Source organism: Corynebacterium sp. ZY180755, from assembly GCF_054331495.1.
On sequence record NZ_CM135811.1, the window covers coordinates 2,489,245 to 2,505,813 of the forward strand.

Consider the following 16,569-nt stretch of genomic DNA (forward strand, 5'->3'; position numbering starts at 1 on the left):
TAGGGCAGTGTTGGCCCCATCGTCATAAGCAGCTCGGAGCGTTGCATGTGGCGTGCCAAATTTCCTTGCTCACAACTTACCGCGTTTGAAATGCAGTTAAGGCTCCGCATTCATCTTCACAAAGTTGTTAACACCCCTATGAATCGCCGTACAACACCCCCGCTGAAATCTCGCCGCAGTAAGGGCAAAGAGGAAAAACACTGGTAGGGCTCATCTAGATCAGCACAGCTGGGCGTGAAGAGATCGCAACTGGAAAAATGACCACAATTTAGGTTGTTGCAAGTAACTGATTCAGCTAGCATTCTAGGCGGTCCACTAACTACAAGAACTCCTGCTAGACGGAACTTGTGCACAGAGGACAAAACGACGTAAATTCACGGCGCCTCACGCTAAAAAAGTAAATATCGTCAGTAAATCCAAAGCTCGCTGCGTAAAAATGATGAACATCACTCACGCAGCGAGCTTGGTTTTCCATCAGTAGATCGCTCAGGCTGCAGGCGTGGGATCTCCCTCGGCTTCCCTGGACTGAGCCGTGAGCCTCGAGCCCTACGACGTTTAATGTCGTGCTGAATGGTGTGGCCTCGGACTGAGGCCGCTTGGGCGGCCTCCGAACGGGCAGGCGCGTGCGACAAGGGACCGTTCGGCAGTGTGCGCAGAAGGGTGCCGTCGTTAAGCGTCCACTCGCACACACCAACCGCATCCATAACCACCTGTACAAGCTTCTCAGTTTTCAGCGTGTGATGTGGAGGGCACAGGCACTGGAGATTCGAGTCAACGGTCTTACCACCCTGCGAGAACGGGACAACGTGGTCAATCTGACAGTTACGCGCAGTCACGGAGCAACCGGGGAAACGGCACGAACCATCTCGTGCCACAATAAAAGACCGCAAACTCTCAGGAATCTGATACTTGTCCTGCGTTTTCTTTGCACCTTCGGCCGATAGCACATCCTCGCTGGTCACGGCCTCCATCACAGCCTTCGCGTCATCGCCAAAAAGATATCCCGCACCAAGCAGGTACACCGCGTCAGCCATCGAAGGGTCCGCGAAAGCATGCAAACGGATGCGCGTAATCAACTGCTGATCGATGAGCTCTACCAACGCCTTATACAGCGTCTCCGGAGTCACCTTCTTACCCGCCCGCTTATGCAGCGCCGAGTACACCTTCGCCCCATTAAGCGGGTCCAATGTCGCCGAAAGCTGATACTGGCCATGATCAGTGACGCGCATGCTCACCTTTGGAGTCTTGTGGTCACGCTTCGCTACCACCGCTTCTGGGTCTACTGACCCCACAATAGCGCGCGCATAGTTGGCTAACGTCCTCCGCTGAGGCAAATCCTGATCCCGAACCTTGGGGGTCAACCGGTCAATCAGAAGATCTTCCACCTGCGCAATGTGCTCGTCACTAACGCCGGAAACCTGATTCTCGATACTGCTCAAACGCCCCAAATCCAAATGGCCTCCATCAGCAGCAAGCTGCGCCAACTTCGGCATACGCCGCAACATCACGGAAACATTCAGCATCTGCTTGACTGCATGAGTGCTAATACCCAGCGAGGCACGCTTCCTCGCACAGTAGGCGCGCAAATCCTCCTCCGGTACCACCTGCATTTCCAGCATGCACGCCACCATTTCTCGGTTGTGGCGCATCACCATCGCAGCAGTGGGGTCATCCTCATTCATGCACGCAAAATTTGCGCTCTCTTCAGTCATTGTCGATCCTCCTACAAAACGGACTAATAATTTTCATCTCATACGGTAGGAAGAAAAAGAGAGCACTTGAACACCCAGTGCTAAAAAAGGCAAAAATGTGGATAACTCTGCTTTTGGCCACATCGTTATCCACAGTTCCGGCAACGTTCTTATAAGTAACGTTGCGTTGCTTATAGCAACTTACGCCTTACGGTACAGCGTCTTTTGCTGGAATTTGGGGTCACACGTTACGTGCACACCTAGGTTGCGGAAAATGCCTTCATCAACAGATCCCAAGATCGTGGTGACATGGGCGTCGCAGCCGTGGAGGTTCTTGAGCTCATTGAGTGCGGCGCGGGCGGCGTCGGATTGTGCTGCGGATACGGACAGTGCGATGAGAACTTCGTCGGTGTGCAGGCGAGGGTTTTTGCTGCCCAAGTGGTTGGTTTTGAGACTCTGGATCGGCTCGATCGCCTCTGGTGACAGCAGGTGGGTGTTCTTCTCAATGCCCGCGAGGTGTTTCAGGGCGTTGAGGAGCACCGCTGCGGAGCAACCGAGCAGGTCCGTCGTGGCACCCGTGATGATGGTGCCATCCGGCAGTTCAAGGGCTGCACCCGGTTCGCCGTTTTCCTGCTCGCGTTTGCGAGCAGGAGCAATGACCCTGCGGTCGTCGGGAGTGATACCGGCCTTCGCCATGACCACCTTGGCGCGCTCAGAGTCGCGTGGTTCTTTGCCGTCGCGAACTTCGTCGACAAGCGACTTGAAGTAGCGCCTAATTATTTCCTGATTCGCCGCATCGCGGCAGGCCTGATCATCGATAATGCAGTTACCAGCCATGTTCACACCCATGTCCGTGGGGGACTGGTACGGGGTGGCGCCAGTTAGGCGCTCTAGCAGCGCTTTGAGCAGGGGGAAAGCCTCCACGTCGCGGTTGTAGTTGACCGTGGACTCCCTATGAGCGGAGAGGTGGAAATGATCAATAACGTTGGCATCATTGAGGTCCACCGTCGCGGCCTCGTAAGCCAAATTCACCGGATGCTCCAGTGGGAGATTCCAGATCGGGAAGGTTTCAAACTTGGCGTAGCCCGCCGAACCCCCGCGCGCGAACTCGTGGTAAACCTGCGACAGGCACGTGGCCAGTTTGCCCGAACCCGGCCCCGGCGCGGTAACGACCACCAAATCACGTGTGGTCTCCGCAAACTCGTTGCGCCCAAAACCCCGCTCGGAGACGATCAGATCCGTGTTTGTGGGGTACCCCTCTATAAAGTAATGCTGCGTTACTTTAAGGCCTAGACGCTCCAAACGTGCCTTGAATTCGACGGCTTTCTGGTTAGCTTCATCCATCTGTGTGAGGACGATGTGCTCTACGAGGAAGCCGCGGTCGCGGAATACGTCAACGAGGCGCAGTACGTCCGCTTCGTAGGTGATGCCATAGTCAGCGCGAATTTTGTTGCGCTGGAGGTCCTTGGCGTTGATGCAGATGAGGATCTCTGCTTCGTCTTTGATGCGGTCGAGCATCGCTATTTTGTTATCTGGTGTGAAGCCAGGCAGCACACGGGAGGCGTGCATGTCGTCGAACAGCTTGCCACCCATTTCTAGGTAAAGTTTGCCGCCGATTTCCTCGCGCCGCTTCCTGATGTGCTCAGACTGCATTTGGATATATTGTTCGCGGTCGAAGCCAACGGCGTGAGTCATGGGGGCCTCTCTTCGTTTCTGTCGTGGGCGGAAATTCTTTGCTGATTGTATCGCACTCTTTCTCTCCGACGTCCCCATGATCCCAGCCTCCCGCACCTCACCCTCTCAGGCTGCGGGCCGCCTGCCGGCGGCCACGTGGTAGGCATGCAAAACCCCACACCAGTCTTGGGTGGCTAATTCATCCGCTGGTGTGGGGTAAGTAACGCTGCGTTACTTATAGCAACTAGCCGTTGTTCACTCCCTGCGCTTGGCGGTCGATATCGTCTTCGTCCACACCGCCGATGGCGGCCGCAAGTCCTAGGTCATCTTCATCGTCGAGTTCGTTGCGGGTGATGTGGCCCTTGGCAAACTTGTCGACGACCATGGCGATGGCGCCGTCGCCGGTGACGTTGCAGGCGGTACCGAAGGAGTCGATGGCAATGTACGCGGCAATCATGAGTGCGACTTGGTCATCGGTGAATCCGAGGGAGGAGGTCAACAGGCCGACAGCTGCCATGATGGCGCCGCCTGGTACGCCTGGTGCTGCAACCATGGTGACGCCCAGCATGAGGATGAAGCCAATCGCGGTAGCCAGCGGGATGTCCATGCCGTCCATGAACATCACGGCGAACGCGAAGAGGGTGATCTTCATCATGGAGCCGGACAGGTGGATGGTGGCGCACAGTGGAACGACAAAGCCGGCGACGGACTTGGAGATGCCGTTCTTACGGGCGCACTCGTAGGTCACTGGGATGGTTGCCGCAGAGGATGAGGTGCCGAGTGCGGTGAAGTACGCAGGCATCATGTTCTTCAGTGACTTCAATGGGTTCTTGCCAGCAATGGAACCAGCGATGATGAACTGGAGTAGTAGCAGGATAATAGAGCCAATGATTGCCAGGACCAGTACCTTTGCAAAGGCCGCAAGCACGGAGGCTAGGTTGCCATTCATACCCAAGGACAGGAACATACCGAAGATGTAGATCGGCAGCAGTGGGACGATGAAGGCGCTGATGACTTTCATAACTACACGGCGTAGGTCAGCAACTGTGCCAAACAAGGTGTCAGACTTCACGGTGGTCATGGCCACGCCAATGACGAATGCGAGAATGAGCGCAGTGATAACCGGCACAGGCTCAGGCATTTCTACATCGATGTAGGCAGACAGTGCGCCTTCCTCAATATCTGACACTTTGACGTCTGACTGGTTGGCAAGCAGCCACGGGTACAGTGCCGTAGCGGCACCCCAGGAGATAAGGCCGGCGACTACCGCGGAGCCGTAGGCAATGCCGGTGGTAATTGCGAGCCACTTGCCGGCGCCACGACCCAGTGAGGCGATCGCTGGGGCAATCAGGGCGAAGATGAGGACTGGGATGAAAAGCCCAAGGAAGTTGCCGAAGAGACCGTTGAACGTCACGAAGATTCGCGCGAGCCAGTCAGGGAAGAAGAAGCTGCAGATGATACCGAGGATGATCGCGATGATGATCCGAAACAGCAGCGACGATGACAGTCGTTTGAAGTCCATGGTGAAAACCTTTTTATGTGAATGTGGCGCTGTTAGTACCACGCCACCACAGGTTGGTGGCGGCCGGTAAATATGTAAGTTTTCCAAACTAATTTGCTGGAATATTTCTTAACTTACGCGCTCACCTGCCTTTTACATATTCTCGAGCACTTTACTTAGCCCCTCTATGACCACTGTCACCCCCATTCGAATACTCCGATCTGTGTGCACCGCGGGAGTGTTAGTGCTTTGTGTTGTGGATTAGGTATTGGGTCTGTGTGAGCGGATAAAGTAGGGGGCATGATCGCTGGCATTATTCTTGGTGTTTTGGCTGTTGCCTTACTGGTTGTTGGTTTTCTTGGGTGGAAGCGCCGTCTTCCTGGCAATAAGTATGTGGGCATGCGCATCCCTGAGGTGCGCAAGAACAAAGATGTATGGGATGCGGCCCATCAGGTGGCCGGCCCTCTGTGGATGGTAGCTGCAGCATCCCTCGGCGTGGGTTCCATGTTGGCTTTCGCGGCAGGAAACGTGCCTTGGCTGTGGCTGCTGGTTGTCCTTGCCATCATCGGCGCGCTGGTGCTGATCAGTATGGGTGCTAATTTTGGCGCGCAGACAGCGCACGTGTTGGACAAGCATGCTGCGGATCAGGATGCCGCCGCGTCGGGTTGCTGCTCCGCTGGTGGCAACCAAGGTGACTTGTCAGGTGTGGCCATGCCGGATGAAGGCAGCATCTGCGGTTCCGACGGCGGTTGCGGCTCCTGCACCCACGAGTGCGCCTCCAAGCTCAAGGCACCTAGTGACCTCAACTCCGACGCTCCCCAGACCGCACCCACCAGCGCTCCTCAGGCTCCAACGGAGCCTGAGGTGGATTTGGATGCAGTGCGTCGCGCCGCCAGCGCGAAGGATGCCTAGGAGTATCGTCGTCAAGATTCATCAGTGAAAACACGAGGCAGGGGAAGGCTACGGCCTTCCCCTTTTTTGGCCCTGGTTCAATGTGATCCGGTCAACGTCGGTAAGTCCCTGGGACGCGAGCGGGATCGGGGGTAGTAGTTTTCAACACTTACGGTGGTTTCTGTTGCGCTATCGGAATTGTCGGCGTACTTTTTGAGTTATGAATTGTGATCGTCTTGTTCCTACCGGCAAGTGGTGGTGGCGCGCTTAGCGGCGAGCCACGTTTTAGCCATCTTCGGTTCAAGAAGATCATGTAAGGCTCGTACAGCTTGTTAGCTGCGGGCCATTTTTTCTGCACTATGGCCCATAGCTAACGTTGCGTTACTTATAGCAACCGTCCATCTTGATGAAAGGCCCAGTGCAATGACAACCACTCCGGAAATCGGTAATGTCCGCGAGACTCTGATTAATGCTTACTTCGGCGAGTTTGGTGGCCAGTACGTTCCAGAGATCCTTCACCCAGTTCTTGATGAGCTTGAGAAAGCATACGTCGATGCGCTGAGCGATCCCACCTTCGAGGAGGAGCTGGATCGTCTGCGCCGCGAATACTTGGGGCGCCCTACTCCGATTACTGAGTGCGCTAACCTGCCTCTGGAAGGGAAAGGTAGGGGAAAGGCCCGCATCTTCCTCAAGCGTGAGGACCTCTGCCACGGCGGCGCACACAAGGGCAATCAGGTGCTGGCGCAAGCACTCATAGCCAAGCGCCTGGGTAAGACGCGTCTGGTCGCAGAGACCGGCGCGGGCCAGCATGGCACTGCCACCGCCATGGTAGCCGCGCTGATGGGCATGGAGTGCACCATCTACATGGGCGCGAAGGATGTGGCGCGCCAACAGCCGAACGTGTACCGCATGCGCCTGATGGGTGCGAAGGTGGTGCCGGTTCATAATGAGCACGGTGAGGCCATGAGTGATGCGATTGACGTAGGCCTGATGGACTGGTGTGAAAACCTTTCCACCACGCACTACCTGCTCGGCTCCGCGTGTGGTCCACACCCATTCCCAACGCTGGTCAAGGAGTTCCAGGCGGTCATCTCCCGTGAGTCCCGCGAACAGATGCTCGAGCGTACGGGCAAGTTGCCGGACGCTGTGGTTGCAGCGGTGGGCGGTGGCTCTAACGCTATTGGAGCTTACGCTGACTACCTCACTGATAAGCCTGGAAACGAAAACGTTCAGCTCATCGGCGTGGAGCCGGGTGGTGAGGGGCTTGAGACCGGCAAGCATGGCGCACCATTGAACGCGGGCCGCATTGGAATTCTGCATGGATCCCGCTCCTATGTTCTGCTTGGCGACGACGACGAGGTCCTGCACTCCTTCAGCGTCTCCGCTGGCTTGGACTACCCGGGTGTGGGGCCAGAGCACGCATATCTGATGCAGTCGGGCCGCGCCAAGTACTACGCGGTCACCGATGCGGAGGCCTTGCAGGCCTTCCGCCTGCTGTCTCGCTACGAGGGCATTATTCCTGCCCTTGAGTCTTCCCACGCCCTTGCTTACGCGTTGAAGATGGCGGAGCACGCTGAGGAGACCGGCGAGGAAATCAACATCTTGGTCAACTTGTCGGGTCGCGGTGACAAAGACGTGGAATACGTCCGTAACATCCTTGGTGACTTGGCGGACAAGGATCCAGCTGAAACCCCGGTCACAGATCCTAACGTTGCCGAGGTTCTAGAGCAGATGACCAAAGATGCTATTGAGCGTGAGGGTGTATAAGCAACGCTGCGTTGCTTATAAGTAAAACGAAGGAATTGGGGTTGGATGTTCGTCGATAAGCGTGTGGTGCGTTACCACGAGAATGCTTCGGCATTGTTTGAGCACTTGGGCGGTACTCGTGTTGATGACTCGGTACTGCTGGAGAGCAGTGACATTGAATCGAAGAAAAACACCATGTGTGTTGCTGTGGTGGAAGGCGCCGCACGCGTGACGTGCCAAGGTCAGCGAGTGACGATCCAAGCGCTAACTGAGGTGGGTGAACAGATTGTTGCGAGAGTGAAAAGGCAGCTGTCCAATCACCTCACTGATGACAGCGCAGGTAGTGCAACGTTTACGTTTGAGATGTCCACTGAAACTGACGAGCGCCGACGACTGAAGGCACCATCCACTGCGGAAGTCCTTCGCATGCTGCAGCTAGACGCTGGATACAAGGGTGAGTTTTTACCATTCTTGGGTGGTGGTTTTTCATTTGATTATTTAGGCACGTTCGAAACGCTGCCAGCAGTGACTGATGGCCCAAATATCTACCCTGATTACCAGTTTTTGGTTGCTCAGACGTACCTCCGCATTGATCATCTGACCGAGGAGGCGTGGGTTGAAGCTGTTGACGTTGATGAGGTGGCGCTGCAGGAGAAGCTAAATCAGCTTGAGGCGACTATTGCGAACGCGCCACATAGCACTGACGCTCCTGTTGATCTTTCCGGGTCCAGCCACGGTAGTGCCACTGCACAGGCGAGTGTGAGTGACGCTGACTTCCGCGACCAGGTGAAGGCGCTGCAGGGCAACATCTATGATGGCGATATTTATCAGGTGGTGCCTGCGCGTGCGTTCGCGATGGAGTGCCCTGATGCGTTCGCCGCGTACCGTACGCTGCGCACAACAAACCCTAGCCCGTACATGTTCTACGTTCGTGGAGTTACCCCATTATCGGAAGAATCAAGTTCTCTACCTGCTGCTTATGAGCTTATCGGTGCTTCCCCAGAGTCCAATCTCAAGTTCACCGCAGACACCCGTGAGGTTCAGTTGTACCCGATCGCTGGTACTCGACCTCGTGGTTTGAATGCGGACGGCAGTGTGAACCACGAGCTAGATATCCGCGCGGAGTTGGATATGCGCACGGATGCGAAGGAGATTGCGGAGCACACCATGTTGGTGGACTTGGCCCGTAATGACTTGGCACGCGTGGCAGTTCCTAGGAGCCGTAAGGTGGCGGATCTGTTACAGGTGGATCGCTACTCGCGGGTGATGCACTTGGTGTCTCGCGTGGTGGCAACCCTTGATGATGAGTTTGACGCCCTCGACGCCTACCGCGCCTGCATGAACATGGGTACGCTCACCGGCGCGCCGAAGCTGCGCGCCATGGAGCTTATCCGTAACCATGAGCACGTCAGGCGCGGCTCTTATGGTGGCGCCGTGGGTTACTTGGCCGGCGACGGGTCCATGGATACCGCCATCGTGATTCGCTCGGCATTCATCCACAACGGCCAGGCGATCGTTCAGGCGGGTGCAGGCGTAGTCCGTGATTCAGTCCCACAATCAGAGGCCGACGAAACATTGCATAAGGCTTACGCTGTTCTGCATGCCATCGCTTTGGCACAGGGCAAAGAGAAGGTAGAGGTGATCCGCTAATGGGCGAGCACAACAAAGACATCCACGTCGTTTTGGTGGATAACCAGGATTCCTTTGTCTACAACCTGGTGGATGCGTTCGCTGTGGGCGGTTACCGCTGCACGGTGTTCCGCAACACGGTGAGCGCACAGGAAATCCTTGCCACCAACCCTGATCTCATCTGTCTGTCACCCGGCCCTGGCCACCCGCGGGAGGCTGGTTGCATGATGGAGGTTATAGAGAAGGCCGACGGCACAATCCCCATGCTGGGCATCTGCTTAGGATTCCAGGCCCTGCTGGAATATCACGGCGGTTCTGTGGGGCCGTGTGGCCCAGTCCACGGCATCACTGATTTCATGGAACTGACGCAAGAGGGTCTTGATAGCCCCATCTTTGCAGACCTCACCACTGACGCCGGCCCGGAGAACAACTTCCACGGCTCCAAGGTCCCGATCGCACGCTACCACTCGCTCGGCTGCCTTCAGCCCCCTGAGAGTCTGATCCCGTTGAGCTATTGCGATTCAGAAAAAGGCAAGGTGGTTATGGCGGCCCAATCGGCCAATAAAATGTCTATTGGCCTGCAGTTTCACCCGGAATCAGTGCTGAGTCCGCAGGGGCCAGTGATTCTGGATCGCTGCATTGAGACGCTCCTCTCGCAGCGCTCGCGGCTTTCCGACGCCCCCTAGGCCACAACACTCAGCGTGCTCACACCCGCTCGCGCTTCATCACCGTGCGGCTTGCGCCGCACACATTTTAGAATCTCTACAATTACCACCCCTTAAATCTTTATAACCACCAACACCATTAGGATTGATATGTCTATAAGCAACGTAGCGTTACTTCAAAAGTTCCTCGACAATCATCACCCAACTATTGAGGAAGCAGAGGCAGTTTTCCGGCCACTGACCTTTGGCGAGTATGAGGACATCCACATTGCAGCCTTGTTGGCTACGCTGCGTACCCGCGGTGAGACCTTTGAGGATATCGTCGGCGCGGCGCGAGCCTTCATTGACGCAGCCCGTCCGTTCCCAGTGGACGGCAAAGGCATCATCGACACCGCTGGCACAGGTGGTGATGGCGCGAACACCATCAATATCACCACCGCTGCAAGCTTGGTGACGGCCGCCGGTGGCTGCAAGGTAGTAAAGTGTGGCAACCGCTCTGTGAGCTCCAAGTCTGGTTCTGCGGACGTGCTGGAGGCATTAAATATTCCGTTGGACCTGGATCCTGATCGCGCTCTTCGCCAGTTCGAAGAGTCTAACTTTACTTTCCTGTTTTCACCTGCGTATCACCCAGCAGTTGCCCACGTGATGCCGGTTCGCCGCACCCTGAAGGTACCAACCATTTTCAATACCATTGGCCCCATTCTCTCCCCGGTGCAGCCGGAGTTACAGATCATGGGCATTGCCCAGCCAGAGAAAGGCCAAATGATTGCGGAGGTATTCCGCGAGCTTGGCCGCGGCCGCGCACTGGTGGTCCATGGTGCTGGCACTGATGAGATCGCCGTTCATGGCGCCACTAAGATTTGGGAGCTTAATGACGGCGAGATTACTCACTACGAGGTCACCCCAGAAGACTTAGGTCTAAGCGTTCACCCAATTGAGGAGCTCAAGGGCGGTGACGGCGCGGAGAACGCTCAGCTGATGCGCAACACATTCGCCGGTACAGGCCCGCAGGCGCACAAGGATGCGATCGCCGCTAATGCAGGTGGCATGTTCTATCTGCATGGCAAGGCTGAATCCCTCAAGGAGGGAGCGCAGCTTGCCCTAGAATTGATCAACAATGGCACCGTCAACGAGTGGCTAACTCTCCACGAGGAGGCTGACTATGGCAGCAAGTAAGCGACTGCCTACGGTACTTGAATCCATCGTGACCGCGCGCCGCGGTCACTTGGACGAGATCCGCGCGCGAATCTCGCATGTCGACGTCGACAAGCTCCCAAAGTCAACCCGAAGCCTGTATGAAAACCTGAAGGCCAACGGCGGCAGGGGAGGGGCGAACTTCATCATGGAATGCAAGTCCTCCAGCCCCAGCCTCGGAATGATCCGGGAACACTACCAGCCCGGTGACATCGCGCGTGTGTACTCGCGCTACGCGTCAGGGATCTCAGTATTGTGCGAGCCGGAACGCTTTAACGGCGATTACGACCATCTCGCCACCGTGTCCATGAGCACGCATCTGCCAGTACTATGCAAAGACTTTATTGTGGATAAGGTGCAGGTACACGCTGCGCGCTACTACGGTGCTGATGCTATCTTGCTCATGCTCAGCGTGCTGAGCGACGAAGAATACGCCGAACTTCACGCCGAAGCCGATCGCCTCGGTTTAGATGTGCTCACCGAGGTCATTGATGAGGAAGAGGTTGCCCGTGCCATCAAACTTGGGGCCAAGATTTTTGGCGTGAACCACCGCAACCTGCATGATCTCACTATCGATCTGGAACGTTCCGCACAACTTGACGCAGTGATTCCACACGACGCCGTTTTGATCTCTGAATCCGGTATCCGAGATGCCAAGACCGTGCGCGCCCTAGGGGGCCACTCCAATGGCTTCCTCGTGGGGTCACAACTGACCGGCCAGCCAGACATTGACCTTGCAGCGCGCGAGCTCGTTTACGGCCCGAATAAGGTGTGTGGACTCACCAGCTCCACGGCTGCGCAGGCGGCCCGTGCGGCAGGCGCTGTCTACGGTGGCCTGATCTTTGAGGAGAGGTCACCACGCAATGTTTCACGTGAAACTGCTCAAAAAATCATGCACGCCGAGCCAAGCTTAAAGTATGTTGCGGTTTCTCGTCGCGCTGACGGCTGGGGCGAGCTCGCACGCTCACTCGCCGGTGATGGCGGAATCATCGCCGTACAGATCCACGCCCCGTATCAGGGCAGCATCGACGCAGAGCGCGCTTTGATCAATAGCGTTCGCGAGGAAATCACCGCGGCAGGCGTGGAAGGCCTTGAAATCTGGCGCGCTGTTTCCATGACTGCCGTTGACGGTGCGCTCGTTGCAGGTGCACTCGTAGATGACGTGGATAAGCTGATACTTGACTCAGGTGACGGAGGTACGGGCCAAACGTTCGACTGGGCGCACATCCCAGTTGAAGTGAAAGACAAAGCGCTCCTGGCGGGTGGAGTTGCTATAAGTAACGCAGCGTTAGCTTTAGCAACAGGCTGCCTAGGCTTAGACATCAACTCCGGCGCAGAGTATCCCTCTGAAGCGGGGAAGTGGGCCGGAGCCAAAGACGCTGCAGCGATTCGAGATATCTTCGCTGTGGTTCGCAGGTTCCACACGTGACAGGCAATACTGAAGCTATACATCTTTAATGGAGCAGGAATTTATGACTGACATTACTAACGAGCATTCTCGCGGTGGCACCACAAAGTTGGATGCGTATTTTGGCGAGTTCGGTGGCCAGTTTGTGCCGGAGTCTCTTATCCCAGCGCTTGATCAGCTGGAACAGGCGTTTATTGACGCCCAAAATGATGAGGAGTTCAAGAAGGAGCTAGCAGGCTACCTGAAGGACTATCTAGGCCGCCCAACGCCTATTACTTTGTGCCGGAATCTCCCCGAGGAGGGTAAAGGCAAGGGTTACGCCAAGATTTACCTGAAGCGTGAGGACTTGGTCCATGGCGGCGCACACAAAACTAACCAAGTTATTGGTCAGGTGCTGCTAGCTAAGCGCATGGGCAAAACCCGTATCATCGCGGAGACTGGCGCAGGCCAGCACGGCACCGCCACTGCGTTGGCGTGCTCCTTGCTTGGTCTCGAGTGCGTCATTTACATGGGCGCTAAAGACGTTGAGCGCCAGCAGCCAAATGTTTTCCGTATGAAGTTGATGGGCGCGCAGGTTATCCCGGTTGATTCCGGTTCAGGCACCCTAAAAGATGCCGTGAATGAGGCACTTCGCGACTGGACTGCAACGTTCCATGAGTCTCATTACCTGTTGGGGACCGCGGCGGGACCTCACCCTTTCCCAACAATCGTGCGTGAATTCCACCGGGTCATTTCCACTGAAGCTAAGGCGCAGATGTTGGAGATGACTGGCGGACTGCCCGATGTGGTTGTTGCATGTGTAGGCGGTGGCTCCAACGCTATTGGCATGTTCGCTGACTTCATTGACGAGGAATCGGTTGAGCTTGTTGGCGCTGAACCAGGTGGGCTGGGAATGGAATCGGGCAAGCACGGTGCGACCATCGGCTTTGGTCAGGTTGGCATTCTGCACGGCGCTCGCTCTTTCCTGATGCGCAATGCTGACGGCCAGGTTGAGGAAAGCTATTCCATCTCTGCCGGACTTGATTACCCAGGAGTTGGCCCACAGCATGCTCACTTGGCCAAGACCGGCCGGGCTACCTACGTTGCTATTACTGACGCAGAGGCTTTGGAGGCATTCCAGTTACTGAGCCTGCGAGAGGGCATTATCCCCGCGCTGGAGTCTTCCCATGCTCTTGCCTACGCCCTGAAGCGGGCTAAGACCGCAGAGGAAGAGAAGAAGGAAATCACCATTCTCGTGTCCTTGTCCGGCCGCGGCGATAAAGATGTTGATCATGTCCGCCGAACCCTTGATGAGAACCCCGAACTTATCATTTCCAAGGATCTGAAGGAGAACTAACATGACCGAGCGTTACTCACAGTTGTTTGGCAGCCTTCAGGAGAGGAATGAGGGTGCCTTTGTTCCTTTCGTTATGCTGGGCGACCCTACGCCAGAAGATTCCTTGGAGATCATTCGCACGCTTGTCGACGCAGGAGCAGACGCGCTCGAGCTCGGCGTTCCTTTCTCTGATCCGGTGGCCGATGGCCCCACGATTCAGAGGTCGCACTTGCGTGCTCTGGATAACGGTGCGACCGTTAACGGCTCGTTGACGCTGATCAAACAAATCCGAGAGGAATATCCGGAGCTTCCCATCGGCATGCTGATCTACGGAAACGTTGCGTTTACCCGCGGTTTCGAACGTTTCTATTCCGAGTTCGCAGAGGCGGGGGCAGACAGTATTTTGATCCCAGATGTGCCGGTGCGAGAGGGAGCTCCCTTCAGTGCAGCAGCAGAGAAAGCCGGGATCGCTCCTATCTACATCGCCCCCGCTCAGGCTAGCGAAGCAACTCTTCAGGGCGTCGCCGCGAACTCACAAGGCTACATTTACGCTATCTCTCGAGACGGAGTCACCGGTACTGAGCGCCAGTCTGAGACCAAGGGACTTGACCAGGTGGTCGCCAACGTAACCCGCTTCGGTGGCGCGCCAGTGCTTTTGGGTTTCGGCATCTCCAAACCAGAGCATGTAGCTGACGCAATCAATGCTGGCGCGGCAGGAGCTATCACAGGATCCGCCATCACAGCCATCATCGAAAAATACACCACCGGAAGCCATCCTGATCCGTCCACGATCACGGACCTAGCTGCCCTCAAGGAGGAGCTACACGCCTTCGTGGCAGACATGAAGGCCGCAACTAAAAAGTAAATCTTGAGGTTTCACGTGGAACATCCACGACGAGACATCTAACCAGCAGGCTTTGGGATTGTCCCAAGGCCTGCTTTTGATTACGTACGTGACACAAAATATTCACCTCGCTTGGCTCTTTAGGCTGCGAGGTCTTGGTTTTTAAACCATAGCCCCTGCTGTGTTGGCGTTGTGGAAATATTCTGCACACCGAAGATCATCAACCTCTCCCAAAAACGTCCGGCGATCAACCCCTGGGGAGGCTTGGGGCAGTAATTCTTCCACATACGCCGTTGGGTCTACATGATGAGGGGACGCGATCATTACGGGTACATTCCTTTCGAGGATAGGTAGAAGTTGATTCGAAAGGTACCTTAGAATGACCGCCCTTATCGTTTAACGGCACGTCGACCACAGGCTACTGATACACCACGCGGTCAAGTCCTGGGTAGTGGTGTATCTGTATTTCGAATCTGGGGTTAGTTTCATGGCGGTGGTTTAGGGGCCGTCTCGGGGATGGGGGGTGAGGGTATTCACGCGGCGTTTTCCTGGTTGTTGTCGCGGTCCTCGTCGATGACCCCAGCGGCGATGATCTCTTTGGTCTGTGTCAGGCTGGCCAGTGACATATAACGTTTCTGTTGGATCCAGTCATCGTGCTGTTCGGCCAAAACCGCCCCAACAAGGCGCACTACAGCGTCTCGGTTTGGGAAGATTCCTACGACATCGCTACGCCGGCGGATCTCTCTATTGAGCCGTTCAGTGGGGTTATTTGACCAGATTTTGCTCCACACCGCTTTCGGCGCAGCGGTAAACGCCAACAGCTCGTCGAGACACTCCTCGAGGTAGTCTGCCACGTTCGGGAATTTGTGCTGGCAGAACTCCACCACATCCCTGGCCTGGACCCACACGTTGGTGGCATCGGGTTGCTGGAAGATCGTGTGAAACATTGCTGATAGGGTCGGCCACTGGGTCTTCGGTACCTGGGTTGATAGGTTCTTCGCGAAGTGGGTGCGGCACCGCTGCCAACTAGCCTGCGGCAGGCAATCACCCACGGCTGCTTGAATACCAAGATGGGCATCGCTGGTGACCAGGAATACCCCGGTGAGGCCACGGGCGATGAGGTCGCGGAAGAAACCCGTCCACGACGCGGTAGATTCCGCTGTAGCAACCTGCATGCCAAGCAGTTCGCGGTAGCCGTCAGCGTTGACACCTGTGGCCAGTAGCACGCTGGCTTTGACGACTCGGCCGCCTTCCCGCACTTTCATCGTCAACGCGTCACAGGAGAGGTAGTAATACGGGCCCTGGTCCAATGGTCTGGTACGGAATTGTTCGACCATCGTGTCAAGCTCTTTGGCCATCTCGCTGACCTGTGATTTCGATAGGTTGTTGATACCGAGTGTGGCGACTAGGTCGTTCATCCTGCGGGTGGAGACCCCCTTGAGGTAGCAGGTGGCGATAACTGTGGTCAGGGCGCGTTCGGTGCGGCTGCGGCGCTCTAGCAGCCAGTCGGGGAAAAATGAGCCGGTGCGTAGCTTCGGGATTGCCACATCAATACTGCCGACGCGGGTATCTAGCTGTCGGTGACGGTAACCATTGCGGGTGTTTGTACGATCCGGCGACACTGTTGCATAATCTGCCCCGCAGACGGTGTCTGCCTGGGCGGAGAGAATCTGGTTGATGAAGTCAGTGAGCATTTGGCGCATCAGGTCTGGGGATGCTTGAGTCAGTAGCTCTTCGACATACGCGGTCGGATCGATATGATTGGGGTCAGCGGCCATCGCAGGGTACTTCCTTTCGAGGATAGGTAAGAGTTGATTCGAAAGGTACCCGCGATGGTCGCCTCATTGTGCACCGGCACAAGGCCTACCGCGGGCTACAGATACACCACGCTAGCGGACGCAACCCACCACGCTAGCGGACGCAACCTTGCGGTTTCCTGCAATGAGGCGGAAGACCTACAACGATTAAAGATGCGAGTGGGCCCGTGCAGCGATTGACACCTAGGTTCGGA

Annotated in this window: 12 protein-coding genes; 8 read left to right on the forward strand and 4 right to left on the reverse strand. The window is 56.2% G+C overall.

Annotated elements, in window-relative coordinates; all coding sequences use genetic code 11:
- Positions 1 to 446 precede the first annotated feature (446 nt).
- From ACXM2N_RS11315 to ACXM2N_RS11325, 3 genes are all read right to left on the reverse strand, one after another.
- The gene (locus ACXM2N_RS11315) at positions 447 to 1,712 is read right to left on the reverse strand and encodes an HNH endonuclease signature motif containing protein (RefSeq protein WP_458488768.1); all 1,266 of its coding nucleotides are present in this window, start codon (positions 1,710 to 1,712) and stop codon (positions 447 to 449) included.
- A 180-nt stretch (positions 1,713 to 1,892) separates the two neighbouring features.
- Positions 1,893 to 3,386 carry a DUF1846 domain-containing protein gene (locus ACXM2N_RS11320; protein ID WP_458488770.1) on the reverse strand — a complete coding sequence of 498 codons (1,494 nt, stop codon included), beginning with the start codon at positions 3,384 to 3,386 and terminating at the stop codon, positions 1,893 to 1,895.
- Positions 3,387 to 3,609: 223 nt separating this feature from the next.
- On the reverse strand, positions 3,610 to 4,887 hold the full coding sequence (locus tag ACXM2N_RS11325) for a dicarboxylate/amino acid:cation symporter (protein WP_458488772.1): 1,278 nt from the start codon (positions 4,885 to 4,887) through the stop codon (positions 3,610 to 3,612).
- 279 nt (positions 4,888 to 5,166) lie between these two features.
- Here ACXM2N_RS11325 and ACXM2N_RS11330 point away from each other — a divergent pair, with 279 nt between their 5' ends.
- The 8 genes from ACXM2N_RS11330 (at position 5,167) to trpA (ending at position 14,579) form a co-directional block, all read left to right on the forward strand.
- Positions 5,167 to 5,778 carry an SdpI family protein gene (locus ACXM2N_RS11330; RefSeq protein WP_458488774.1) on the forward strand — a complete coding sequence of 204 codons (612 nt, stop codon included), beginning with the start codon at positions 5,167 to 5,169 and terminating at the stop codon, positions 5,776 to 5,778.
- 402 nt (positions 5,779 to 6,180) lie between these two features.
- Positions 6,181 to 7,524 (forward strand): tryptophan synthase subunit beta, encoded by a 1,344-nt coding sequence (gene trpB, locus ACXM2N_RS11335; protein WP_458488776.1) that lies wholly within the window; start codon positions 6,181 to 6,183, stop codon positions 7,522 to 7,524.
- Between the two features lie 45 nt (positions 7,525 to 7,569).
- On the forward strand, positions 7,570 to 9,153 hold the full coding sequence (locus ACXM2N_RS11340) for an anthranilate synthase component 1 (protein ID WP_458488778.1): 1,584 nt from the start codon (positions 7,570 to 7,572) through the stop codon (positions 9,151 to 9,153).
- The gene (locus ACXM2N_RS11345; RefSeq protein WP_458488780.1) at positions 9,153 to 9,818 is read left to right on the forward strand and encodes an anthranilate synthase component II; all 666 of its coding nucleotides are present in this window, start codon (positions 9,153 to 9,155) and stop codon (positions 9,816 to 9,818) included. Before ACXM2N_RS11340 ends, ACXM2N_RS11345 begins: the two co-directional genes overlap by 1 nt.
- Positions 9,819 to 9,947: 129 nt before the next feature.
- The gene (gene trpD, locus ACXM2N_RS11350) at positions 9,948 to 10,973 is read left to right on the forward strand and encodes an anthranilate phosphoribosyltransferase (RefSeq protein ID WP_458488782.1); all 1,026 of its coding nucleotides are present in this window, start codon (positions 9,948 to 9,950) and stop codon (positions 10,971 to 10,973) included.
- Positions 10,960 to 12,420, forward strand: coding sequence for a bifunctional indole-3-glycerol-phosphate synthase TrpC/phosphoribosylanthranilate isomerase TrpF (gene trpCF, locus ACXM2N_RS11355; RefSeq protein WP_458488784.1), 1,461 nt, complete (start codon positions 10,960 to 10,962; stop codon positions 12,418 to 12,420). Before trpD ends, trpCF begins: the two co-directional genes overlap by 14 nt.
- Before the next feature lie 43 nt (positions 12,421 to 12,463).
- Positions 12,464 to 13,735 carry a tryptophan synthase subunit beta gene (trpB, locus tag ACXM2N_RS11360; protein ID WP_458488786.1) on the forward strand — a complete coding sequence of 424 codons (1,272 nt, stop codon included), beginning with the start codon at positions 12,464 to 12,466 and terminating at the stop codon, positions 13,733 to 13,735.
- Between the two features lies 1 nt (position 13,736).
- The gene (gene trpA / locus ACXM2N_RS11365; protein ID WP_458488788.1) at positions 13,737 to 14,579 is read left to right on the forward strand and encodes a tryptophan synthase subunit alpha; all 843 of its coding nucleotides are present in this window, start codon (positions 13,737 to 13,739) and stop codon (positions 14,577 to 14,579) included.
- Positions 14,580 to 15,091: 512 nt separating this feature from the next.
- Here trpA and ACXM2N_RS11370 read toward each other — a convergent pair.
- The gene (locus ACXM2N_RS11370; protein WP_458488790.1) at positions 15,092 to 16,336 is read right to left on the reverse strand and encodes an IS256 family transposase; all 1,245 of its coding nucleotides are present in this window, start codon (positions 16,334 to 16,336) and stop codon (positions 15,092 to 15,094) included.
- Positions 16,337 to 16,569 lie beyond the last annotated feature (233 nt).